Here is an 11,204-nt window from a genome sequence, read left to right as displayed (position 1 = left end):
CCTGGATCCGGCCGTTGTCGCGGGACGCCTTCTCGCCCGGGGCGCGGGCGTCGTCGGGTGCCGTGCCGTCGTCGCGGGCGGCGGCGGTGTCGTCGCGCGCGGCGAAGGAGTCCGCGCCGGAACCGCCGTACGGCATCAGCGACGCGCCCAGCGCCAGCGCCGACAGCAGCACCGCGGTGGCGAACAGCCCGCCGCCCCGCAGGAGCCGGCCGAGCCCCGCGCGCTCCTCGGGTGCGCCGCCGTCGGCGGCCCGGACGGCACGCCCGGTGCCGAGCCGCGCCTCGCTGGCCCGCCGGCGCCGCTCCAGGTAGGCGAGCGAGCCCCAGCCGATCACCCCGCCGGCGAGGACGGGGGCGAGCGCGGCGCTCTGGGCCCGTGCGGCGGGGCCGGCGCCGGCGCAGTGCGGGCAGGCGGCCGGGGACGCGGGAGAACCGGCACGGGCGGCGGCGCCCGGCGCGCGGGCGCAGTGGGGGCACGTCCCGTCCCCCGCACCCGCCCCGTGGACGTGGCGGCAGCGGTCCCGGAACAGGGCGCGCACCCGTTCGAGTTCACCGGAGACGGTGGCCGGCTCCAGGCCGAGCCGGCGGGCGGCCGCGGACAGGGGCAGCGCCTCCACCTCCGCCAGCCACAGCAGCGCCGCGTCGGTCTCCTTGAGGTCCCGCAGGGCGCGCAGCGCGGCGGGGCGTTCGCGGGGCGGGCCCAGATGACGGGCCGCCTCGGCGGTTCTCAGCCACTCGCTCAGGCCGGGGTCGAGCCGGTGCCCCTGCCCCTCGGCCTGCCAGCCGGCCGCGGTGGCGCGTACGGCGGTGAGCAGGGCCGGGATCGTCGGCAGCCGTGGGGTACGGCGGCCCGCGCCGCGCACATGGGTGCGCGCGGCGGCACGGACCTCGCGCATGCCGCGCGTGAACGCCTCGGTGGCCAGCCGGTGGGCCGTGGCCGACCCGGAGGTGCACAGGTCGGCGTACGAGAGCACCGCGTCCCAGGCCTCCGAGAACAGCGCGGCCTCGGCTCCCTGAGGGGTCGGCAGGTCGGGCATGGAACTCCTGCATCCACGGGCGAGGTCAACTCACCACGGGAACGACGGAGTTGGCAAAAACCTCGCGGCACTCCCCCGAGCCTTTCACGCACCGGGTGCCGCTGACAAGCGGCCCGTGTGCCTCCGGTCACGCACAGTGGCGACTCTGGCCCCGGCCCGGTCAGGCCTCGACCGGCTCCTGGGCGGGCAGGCTGTCCATGAAGGAGCTGACCGAGAAGACCGCGCGGCCGGGTCCGGGCGGGCCGTAGCCGGGCGGGGAGGACAGCCCGAAGTCGTCCATGGTCTGGCGGTAGGCCTGGAGCAGCCGGATGTGGTACTCCAGCGGCGCGCCCTGCGGGTTGGCCTTGCCGAGCGGGGTGGTGGGCTCCGGGCACCAGGTGGTGAAGCGGGGCGTGATCCCGTGCGACATGAAGAAGCGCAGCCCCTCGGTGGTGGAGGCGATGGCCTCGTCCACCGTGGTGAAGCCGAACGGCTCGGCCATCTCCACGCCCGCCACGAAGTTGGGGATCACGTTGCGCGGCCCGAACACCTCGGCGGAGTCGAGGATCCGCCTGTGCCACTCGTCGCGGCCGACGTAGCGCTCCTTGCCGGGGCAGTACAGCTCGAACAGCCGGCGGTCCCACACCTCGAAGTTGGGGTGGTAGATCTGCACGCCGTAGTCCTTGAACCGCTGCACGTCCGCCTTGGGCAGCGCCTGCGCCACGACCTTGCCGATCCAGCGGCCGGGGAAGCGCTCCTCGATGGCCTTGGCGTAGTGGCCGTAGAAGTCGGCCTCGTCGCGCCCGGCGACCGTCTTGGTGATCGCGCCGCCGGTGAGCGTGTACGCGGTGGACGCCTTCTGGGTGTCGTACCGGTCGATGATCTCCAGGGCCTCGAGGACCTCCTCGACGTCCTTCACGCCCGTGTACGGCCGCCCCGCCGCCTTGTGCTGGCGCCAGTTGTGGTTGATGTCGCAGTACTGGCACTCCTCCTTGGCGCCGAAGTACTGGCAGACCCGGAAGACGGTCAGGTAGATCAGGTACCCCCACTGGATGGTGGGGGCGACCTCCATGACGGACTTCCCGTTGGAGAGGGTGTGCCGGTAGTACTCGGGCATCGGCGGCACCCCGACGTCGGCGATGCGCTTGCCGTCCAGGTAGAGGCCGAGCAGCCCCTCCTCGTCGGCGGCCACCCGGTAGGGGGAGGCGGGGTTCACCCGTACGGAGACGACCGTACGGCGCAGGTCGTACGGGCCGCCCGTGAGGATGATCTCCTCCGGGGGCCGGCGCAGCGCCGCCTCGCCCAGCTCGGGCAGGGTGCCGTGGTCGAAGGAGAAGATGAAATACGACTTCGGCTTGACGTCCCCGTCCTCGTTGTCGCTGAGGGCGGATTTGTCGAAGGCGACACCGCCCCGAAGCAGGTCCTCCTTGAAGACGGCTTCCCGCGGAACCCCCGGAAAGCGCTCCATCAGATCCTCGACCAGCGCGGTGCGACTGCCCATCCGTATGTCTCCTCCCGGCTCAGGCGTACTTCCCACACCGTATGCCCCCGCGTCCGGGGAATCCGTGGCGGGTCCCGGTGACGCGTCCGGGAGGGGGACGGCCCGCCGCGTCCAAGGCGCGGCGCACAGGGCGCACGACGTGAGATGTACGGCATGTCGGACGCGGCGCGGGCGCCTCAGGCCAGCCGGTCGAGCGCCGCGGGATCGACCGCGTGCAGGAGCCTGTCGCCTGCCGCCAGCCGGCCGGCCTCCTCGACCACCGTCCGGCCGAGCCGGGCCAGCTCGTTCCCCTGGGAGCCCGCCAGATGGGGGGTGACGAACGCGTTGGGCAGGTCGAACAGCGGCGAGTCGGCGGGCAGCGGTTCCGGGTCGGTGACGTCCAGGACGGCGGTGAGCCGGCCCGTGCTCAGCTCCTCGACGAGCGCGTCGTGGTCGACCAGGGCGCCGCGCGCGGTGTTGACGAGCACCGCCCCGGTGGGCATCAGCGCGAGCTCGCGGGCGCCGATCAGACGGCGGGTCTCCGGCGTCTCGGGAGCGTGCAGCGTGACGACGTCACAGGTGCGCAGCAGTTCGTCCAGGGGCAGCAGCGGCACCCCGAGCCGTGCGGCCTCGGCGGCGTCGACGTGCGGGTCGGTGAGCGCGACGGCGAGGTCGTACGGGCGCAGCAGTTCGATCAGCCGGCGTCCGACGCGGGAGGCGCCGACGACGCCCACGCGGCGGCCGTGGTTGCCGATGCCGGGGACGACGTCGCCGTACGGGACGTCGCGCCGGGTGCGCAGCAGCCGACGGAAGGCGAAGACGTCCTTGCCGGTGAGCAGGATCATGGCGAGCGTGTACTCGGCCACGGGCAGGGCGTTGGCGGCGGCCGCCGAGGAGACGACGATGCCGCGCCGCCACACCTCGGCGGTGGCGAAGCCCTTGACCGAGCCGGCCGCGTGCAGCACGGCGCGCAGTTTCGGCGTGGCGTCCAGGGCGGCCGCGTCGAGGCGGGGGCAGCCCCAGCCGGTGACGAGGACCTCGGCGCGGGCGAGGGCCTCGCGCAGCCGCGGCTCGCCGAAGTCGTGCGCGACGAGGGCCGGGTCGATGTCCAGCGAGGCCCGCAGCCGGGCGAGGAGCCCGGGCGGGAAGAGGTGCGGCACGTTCTCGGCCGCCAGGGCGAACACGGCAGGCGGGCGCTGGGTCAAGGGCGGACCTTCCGGCTCGGTGAGGCGCCGACGGCAAGCGATCTCTACCGTAGGTCGCGGCGGACGAGAGGGTCAACGGACCCGCGCCCCTGTGGAAGGAACGGCGATATGAGCGAAACGGTGACCAACTGGGCACACACCATCACCTACAGCGCGAAGGAGTACCAGCGCCCCCGCACGCTCGACGCGTTGCGCGCCCTGGTGGCCGGCGCCGCGAAGGTGCGGGTGCTGGGCAGCGGGCACTCCTTCAACCGCATCGCCGATCCCGGTCCGGACGGCGTGCTGCTGTCGGCCGCCGGGCTGCCGCCGGTGATCGAGGTGGACCCGGCCGCGCGGACGGTCCGGGTGTCGGGCGGGGTCCGCTACGCCGAGCTGGCCCGCGCGGTGCACGCCCGGGGTCTGGCCCTGCCCAACATGGCCTCGCTGCCGCACATCTCGGTGGCCGGTTCGGTGGCGACCGGCACGCACGGCTCGGGAGTGGCCAACCCGCCGCTGGCGTCGGCGGTGCGGGAGGTGGAGCTGGTCGTCGCGGACGGTACGACGGTGACGATCGCCCGGGGCGACGCCCGCTTCGACGGCGCCGTGACCTCGCTGGGCGCGCTGGGTGTCGTCACCGCCCTCACCCTCGACCTGGAGCCGGCCTTCGAGGTGGAGCAGCGCGTGTTCACCGAACTCCCGCTGGACGGGCTGGACTTCGAGGCGGTGGCGGGATCGGCGTACAGCGTGAGCCTGTTCACGGACTGGCGGGAGCCCGGCTTCCGGCAGGTGTGGCTCAAGGCGCGCACCGACCGGCCGGCGGGTGACTTCCCGCGGGCCGTACCGGCGGCGCGCGCCATGCATCCGGTGCCGGGGATGCCGGCGGAGAACTGCACCGGGCAGTTGGGGGTGCCGGGGCCGTGGCACGAGCGACTGCCGCACTTCCGGGCGGAGTTCACGCCGAGCAGCGGGGAGGAGATGCAGTCGGAGTACCTGCTGCCGCGGTCGGCGGCGGTCGACGCGCTGGCCGCGGTCGACGGGATACGGCACACCGTCGCGGGTGTGCTCCAGATCTGCGAAGTGCGTACGGTCGCCGCCGATCCGCAGTGGCTCAGCCCCGCCCACGCCCGCGACTCGGTCGCACTCCACTTCACCTGGGTGCGGGACGAGGCGGCGGTGCTGCCCGTGGTGCGCCGGCTGGAGGAGGCGCTGGAGCCGTTCGATCCGCGCCCGCACTGGGGAAAGGTGTTCGGTGTACCGTCGGCGGTGCTGCGCGGACGGTACGCGCGACTCGACGACTTCCGGGCTCTCGTCCGGACGCTCGACCCGACCGGCAAGTTCACCAACGCCTTCGTCGCCGATCTGCTCGACGCCTGACGATCCCTCCCCGCCTGTCCCACCCGACCTCGTGTGGCACCAGATCGGAGACCGATGTCCGTCCCCCGCCGTACCGCCGTCGACTACGTCGAGGACGTCTCCCCCGGCTCCGGGACGCTGCCGCCCCGCGCCTGGTACGCGTCCTCGGACGCCAAAGCCCTTTCCCTGAACGGGGAATGGCTCTTCCGGCTGTCGCCGGCGGCCGGTGCCGAGGACGACTCCTTCGCGCGGGAGGGGTTCGACGCGGGCGGCTGGGGACGGATCGCGGTGCCCGGCCACTGGGTCCTCCAGGGCCATGGTTCTCCCGTCTACACGAACCACCGCTACCCGTTCCCGGTGGATCCGCCGCGGGTGCCGACCGAGAATCCGACCGGCGACCATCTGCGGGTCTTCGATCTGCCGCCCGACTGGCCGGACCTCGGCGACGGCGGGGCGGTGCTGCGGTTCGAGGGGGTGGAGTCCTGCGCCCGGGTGTGGCTGAACGGGACGGAGCTCGGCACGTTCAAGGGGTCGCGGCTGCCGCACGAGTTCGCGGTCGGCCGGCTGCTGAGGACCGCCGGCAATGTGCTGGCGGTGCGAGTCCACCAGTGGTCGTCGGGTTCCTATCTGGAGGACCAGGACCAGTGGTGGCTGCCGGGCGTCTTCCGCGACGTCACCTTGTCGCACCGCCCGGTCGACGGCGTACGGGACTTCTTCGTGCACGCCGGCTACGACCACCGCGCGGGCACCGGCACCCTGCGCGTCGACTCGGCGGTGCCCGGCCGGGTCACCGTCCCGGCGCTCGGCGTCGACGTCCCGACCGGGGAGCCGGTGACGGTGCCGGCGAAGCCGTGGTCGGCGGAGGTGCCGCGGCTGTACGACGGCGTGCTGGCGACCAGGGGCGAGCGGGTGCCGCTGCGGATCGGCTTCCGCACGGTGGAGATCTCGGACGGCCTGCTCAAGGTCAACGGCAGGCCCGTCCTCCTCAAGGGGGTCAACCGGCACGAGTGGCATCCGCAACGGGGCCGCGCGCTGGACCCCGCGACCATGCGCGAGGACGTGCTGCTGATGAAGCGGCACAACATCAACGCCGTCCGCACCTCCCACTACCCGCCGCACCCCCTCTTCCTCGACCTGTGCGACGAGTACGGCCTGTGGGTGATCGACGAGTGCGACCTGGAGACCCACGGCTTCGCCGAGGCGGGCTGGCGGGACAACCCGGTGGACGACGACCGCTGGACCCCCGCCCTGCTGGACCGCGCGGCCCGCATGGTCGAGCGGGACAAGAACCATCCGTCGGTCGTCCTGTGGTCCCTGGGCAACGAGGCGGGCACCGGCCGCGGTCTGACCGCGATGGCCGAGTGGATCCACGGCCGCGACCCGTCCCGCCCGGTCCACTACGAGGGCGACCCCGACTGCCGTGACACGGACGTGTACACGCGGATGTACGCCCCTCACGCCGAGGTGGAGCGCATCGGACGCGGCCTGGACGGCGGACCGCGAAAGCGGCGCCGGCTGCCGTTCCTGCTCTGCGAGTACGCCCACGCGATGGGCAACGGCCCCGGCGGACTCGCCGACTACCAGCGGCTGTTCGAGTCCTACGAGCGGTTGCAGGGCGGGTTCGTCTGGGAGTGGATCGATCACGGCATCGCGCACCCCGAGCTGGGCTACGCCTACGGCGGTGACTTCGGGGAGGAACTGCACGACGGGAACTTCGTCTGCGACGGCCTGCTCTTCCCGGACCGGCGGCCCTCCCCGGGCCTGGCCGAGTACGGGAAGGTGATCGAGCCGGTCGGCATCGCGGGCGACGGCGGGAACGGCACGGTCCGGGTGACCGACAAGTACGACACGGCCGATCTGTCGGCGCTCGCGTTCTCGTGGTCGTACCAGGTCGACGGGGAGACGGTGGCGTCCGGTCCGCTGCCGGTGCCCCCGCTCGCGCCCGGCGAGTCGGCGGACGTCCGGCTGCCCGCGCCGCCGCCCGACGCGCCGCCCGGGGAGGCGCACTGGCTGGTCCGGGCGGCGCTCGCGGCCGACGCGCCGTGGGCGGCCCGGGGCCATGTCGTCGCCTGGGGCCAGTTCCCGGCGTCGCGGCGCACCGCACCACGCGTCCCGGCGACCGCTCGGCCGCGCACCGGGGACGGCGTACTGGCCCTCGGCCCCGGGACGTTCGACGCGCGGACCGGCGCCCTGGTGGCGATCGGCGAGGTGGCCGTCGGCGGTCTGCGGCTGGACGTGTGGCGGGCGCCCACCGACAACGACGAGGGCGCCGCCTGGCAGAGCGATCCGCGCTGCGGCCCGCGCTGGCGCGCGATCGGCCTGCACCGGATGCGGCACCGGCTGGACGGGGTGGAGTGCGGCGAGGACGCGCTGACGGTCCGCACCAGGGTGGCACCGGCCGGGCGGGAGCTGGGGCTGTCGGCGGTGTACCGCTGGACGTCCGACGGCAACCGGCTGCGGCTGGCCGTACGCGTGGTGCCGGAGGGCGACTGGACGGTGCCGCTCCCCCGGCTCGGCATCCGGTTCGGACTGCGTACGGCCGACCGTGTGCGGTGGTTCGGCGGCGGACCCGGCGAGGCGTATCCGGACACCAGGACGGCGGCCGCGGTCGGCCGCTGGCAGGCGGCCGTGGACGACCTGCAGACGCCGTACGTCCGCCCCCAGGAGAACGGTGCCCGCATCGACGTCCGCTGGGCCGAGCTGGGCGGTCTGCGCGTCGAGGGCGACCCCCTCTTCCTCCTCACCGCCCGCCGCTGGACCACCGAGCGGCTGGACGCCGCCGCCCACCGCACCGACCTGGTGCCCGGTGACACCGTCTGGGTCAACCTCGACCACGCCCACCACGGCATCGGCTCCCGGTCCTGCGGCCCCGGCCCCCTGCCCCGGTACCACCTGCGCCCGGAACCGGCCGAGTTCTCCTTCGTCTTCTCCCCGCTGCCCTCCTGATCCCCCGGCGCCTTATTCGGAGGCTTCGGCGCGCCGCGGGACGTACCGTCTCCCGGGCATGACGATCAACGCCCGGTCTTCGGGCGTCCGTTGCCCACGGAAGAGGATGAGCGATGACCGAGACGGCGCGCCGGGACGACCGCGACCACTACGACGTCACGGGCGGGGGGCCCGTGCTGCTGGTGCTGCCGGGCGGGGCCGGGCACCCGATGGGGCTCGGACCGCTGGTCGAGCGGCTGGCGACGCGGTTCACCGTGGTGACGTACGACCCGCTGGGACTCGCGCACGGCCGGCTCGGGCTGCCGGTGGCCGAGCAGCGGGTGGCGGACTGGGGCGAGGGGGCGCACCGGGTCCTCGAGGCGGTGCTGCCCGAGGGCGAGCCGGCGTATGTGTTCGGCACCAGCTCGGGCGGTATCGCGGTGCTCGATCTGCTCGCGCGGCATCCCGGGCGGCTGGCGCACGTGGTGGCGCACGAGCCGCCCTGCGTCACCGTGCTGCCGGACGGTGCCGAGCGGCGCGCCGAGCTGATCGGTCAGCTGGACGGTCCCGGGCGACCGCCCGCCGAGGGCGGGTCGGCGACACCGATGGGGGTGTTCCTCGCCCGGGTCCTGCGCCCCTTCACCCGGTACGCCCCCGCCGCCGTGTCGGGGTCCGCCCCGCTCACCCTCGCCGCGGGCGCGGACTCGCGCGGTCAGACGCCGTACCGCACCGCGCAGGTGCTGGCCGAGCGGCTGGGCGGGGCGTTCGCGGAGTTTCCCGGCGGGCATCTGGGCACGCTGGAGCACCCGGTGGACTTCGCCGACCGGCTGGCCGAGGTGCTGCGGTCCGGCGCGCGGACCTCGTCGTAGGCGGGCGTCGCCCGTCATCGGCGGTGTCGCGCCGGCCGGGGGCACACCGGCCGGACCGGCACGGTGTCACGAAGCCAGCGAGGGATGCCGTGCGACAGCCAGGACCGGCCGCTCCTCGACGGTCCGCTCCGCCCGGCTGATCTCGGCCCAGACGGCGTCGAGGGACAGACCGAGGGTGTCGGCGATCGCCGCGATGGTCGGGAAGGCGGGGGTGGCCACCCGGCCGGATTCGATCTTCCGCAGGGTTTCCGGCGAGATGTGCGACGCGAGCGCCACGTCCAGCATCGAGCGGCTGCCCCGGGCCCGGCGGAGCAGGGCCCCGAGGCGCTGTCCGCGTTCGACCTCGGCGGGAGTGAGCGGCAACCTGACCATGAGCCCATTCTAATACCGGTACAGTTAGACCGGTATAGTTATTGGACGCCACAGGAGAGGGCCCCCATGATCGAGATCCTGAACGCCGCGCGACTCGAGCGGGCGAGGGACACCGGCGCCCTGGTCGGGGACATCCTGCACACGCTGAAGCAGCGCAGCGCGGTCGGGACGAACCTGCTGGACATCGACCAGTGGGCCAAGGAAATGATCACCGAGGCGGGAGCGGAGTCCTGCTACGTCGACTACGCGCCTTCCTTCGGGCGCGGCCCGTTCGGGCACTACATCTGCACGGCCGTCAACGACGGAGTCCTGCACGGGCTGCCCCACGACTACACGCTGGCGGACGGGGATCTGCTCACGCTCGACCTCGCCGTGTCCAGGGGCGGGGTGGCCGCGGACGCCGCGATCAGCTTCCTGGTGGGCGACGCCAGGCCGGCGGAGAGCGTCGCGCTGATCGAGACGACCGAGCGCGCGCTCGCCGCCGGCATCGCCGCCGCCCGGCCCGGGGCGCGCATCGGCGACCTCTCCCACGCCATCGGCACGGTCCTCGGCAAGGCGGGCTACCCGGTCAACACGGAGTTCGGGGGCCACGGCATCGGCTCGACGATGCACCAGGACCCGCACGTCCCGAACACCGGGCGGCCCGGCCGCGGATACAAGCTGCGCCCCGGACTGCTGCTCGCCCTGGAGCCCTGGGTCATGGCCGACACCGCGACACTCGTCACCGACGCCGACGGCTGGACGCTGCGCAGCGCGACCGGCTGCCGGACCGCGCACAGCGAGCACACCGTCGCGATCACCGAGGACGGAGCCGAGATCCTCACCCTGCCCACGCACGCGCGACCGTGAGGGCCCGCACCGCCGCCGTGTCCGCGGACGGCCACGCCGAAAGGCGCGGCCGGGCCAAGCCGCAAGCAGGCCGTTTGGACTAGCGTCGTGGCATGACCGGCAACACCTGCTCCCCCGGCCTCGCCGCGGCCCTCGCCGCGGGCACCGTCGTCCTCGACGGCGGACTCTCCAACCAGCTGGAGTCCGCCGGGCACGACCTGAGCGACGCGCTGTGGTCCGCGCGGCTGCTCGCCGAGCGGCCGGACGCGATCACCGAGGCGCATCTCGCCTACTTCCTCGCGGGCGCGAGCGTGGCGATCACCGCGAGCTATCAGGCCACCTTCGAGGGCTTCGCGCGGCGCGGCATCGGGCGCGCGGAGGCGGCCCGGCTGCTCGCGCTGAGCGTTCGGCTGGCCCGGGAGGCGGCCGGGCGGGCCCGGCAGGCGGGTGTGGAGCGGCCGCTGTGGGTGGCGGCCTCGGCGGGACCGTACGGGGCGATGCTCGCGGACGGCTCCGAGTACCGGGGCCGCTACGGGCTCGGCGTGGCCGAGCTGGAGCGGTTCCACCGGCCCCGGCTGGAGGTGCTGGCCGCCGCGGGACCGGACGTGCTGGCGCTGGAGACCGTGCCGGACACCGACGAGGCCGCCGCGCTGCTGCGGGCGGTGCGCGGGCTCGGGGTGCCCGCGTGGCTGTCGTACACGGTCGAGGGTGCGCACACCCGTGCCGGGCAGCCCCTGGAGGAGGCGTTCGCCCTGGCGGCCGACGCGGACGAGGTGATCGCGGTCGGCGTGAACTGCTGCGCGCCCCGGGACGTGGGGCCCGCCGTGGAGATCGCGGCGCGCGTCACCGGGAAGCCGGTCGTGGCCTATCCCAACAGCGGGGAGTCCTGGGACGCGCGGGCCCGTGCCTGGGACGGGCGCACCACGTTCGGCGCCGACCAGGTCACGGCATGGCGGGCCGAGGGCGCACGGCTGATCGGCGGGTGCTGCCGCGTCGGCCCGGACTCCATCGCCTCACTCGCCCGGGCCCTCTCGCCCGGCCCCTGAGGACGGAACCGACCCGACCCCGCCGCACCCCTCACTCGCCCCGACGACCGTCACCGCTCGGCCACCGAACGGTCCCGGCCGTTCCACGCGGGACCGCGCAGGGCACCGACCGAGCGGCGCAGTCGGCGCAGG

Annotated in this window: 9 protein-coding genes; 5 read left to right on the top strand and 4 right to left on the bottom strand. The window is 74.4% G+C overall.

From position 1 onward, the window contains the following. The 3 genes from FRZ03_RS39160 to FRZ03_RS17265 form a co-directional block, all read right to left on the bottom strand. A partial coding sequence (locus FRZ03_RS39160) for a cellulose-binding protein (protein WP_186785468.1) occupies positions 1-1,036 on the bottom strand: 1,036 nt, incomplete at its 3' end. A gap of 160 nt (positions 1,037-1,196) precedes the next feature. Beyond that, the gene (locus tag FRZ03_RS17270; protein ID WP_146466056.1) at positions 1,197-2,516 is read right to left on the bottom strand and encodes a radical SAM protein; all 1,320 of its coding nucleotides are present in this window, start codon (positions 2,514-2,516) and stop codon (positions 1,197-1,199) included. A 176-nt stretch (positions 2,517-2,692) separates the two neighbouring features. Next, on the bottom strand, positions 2,693-3,700 hold the full coding sequence (locus FRZ03_RS17265; RefSeq protein WP_146466055.1) for a hydroxyacid dehydrogenase: 1,008 nt from the start codon (positions 3,698-3,700) through the stop codon (positions 2,693-2,695). Positions 3,701-3,808: 108 nt separating this feature from the next. On the opposite strand from FRZ03_RS17265, the gene FRZ03_RS17260 reads away from it, so the two are divergent. The 3 genes from FRZ03_RS17260 (at position 3,809) to FRZ03_RS17250 (ending at position 8,826) form a co-directional block, all read left to right on the top strand. Continuing rightward, on the top strand, positions 3,809-5,053 hold the full coding sequence (locus FRZ03_RS17260) for an FAD-binding protein (RefSeq protein WP_146466054.1): 1,245 nt from the start codon (positions 3,809-3,811) through the stop codon (positions 5,051-5,053). 54 nt (positions 5,054-5,107) lie between these two features. Further along, complete coding sequence (locus FRZ03_RS17255) at positions 5,108-7,978, top strand: glycoside hydrolase family 2 TIM barrel-domain containing protein (protein ID WP_146466053.1); 2,871 nt, start codon at positions 5,108-5,110, stop codon at positions 7,976-7,978. Positions 7,979-8,091: 113 nt separating this feature from the next. After that, positions 8,092-8,826, top strand: a complete 735-nt coding sequence (locus FRZ03_RS17250; RefSeq protein ID WP_146466052.1) for an alpha/beta fold hydrolase — start codon at positions 8,092-8,094, stop codon at positions 8,824-8,826. Positions 8,827-8,892: 66 nt separating this feature from the next. Here the strand turns inward: FRZ03_RS17250 and FRZ03_RS17245 are convergent, their stop codons facing one another. After that, entirely contained in the window at positions 8,893-9,198 is a 306-nt protein-coding gene (locus FRZ03_RS17245; RefSeq protein ID WP_146466051.1) for a helix-turn-helix domain-containing protein, read from the bottom strand. A 66-nt stretch (positions 9,199-9,264) separates the two neighbouring features. Here FRZ03_RS17245 and map point away from each other — a divergent pair, with 66 nt between their 5' ends. Next, the gene (gene map, locus FRZ03_RS17240) at positions 9,265-10,047 is read left to right on the top strand and encodes a type I methionyl aminopeptidase (protein ID WP_146466050.1); all 783 of its coding nucleotides are present in this window, start codon (positions 9,265-9,267) and stop codon (positions 10,045-10,047) included. Between the two features lie 92 nt (positions 10,048-10,139). After that, positions 10,140-11,072 carry a homocysteine S-methyltransferase gene (gene mmuM, locus FRZ03_RS17235; protein ID WP_146466049.1) on the top strand — a complete coding sequence of 311 codons (933 nt, stop codon included), beginning with the start codon at positions 10,140-10,142 and terminating at the stop codon, positions 11,070-11,072. Positions 11,073-11,204 lie beyond the last annotated feature (132 nt).

The organism is Streptomyces misionensis, assembly GCF_007896895.1.
In the GTDB taxonomy this organism is placed as follows: Bacteria; Actinomycetota; Actinomycetes; order Streptomycetales; family Streptomycetaceae; genus Streptomyces; species Streptomyces misionensis_A.
Note: the sequence above shows the minus strand (reverse complement) of the source record. Positions and strands in the feature narration are given on the sequence as shown.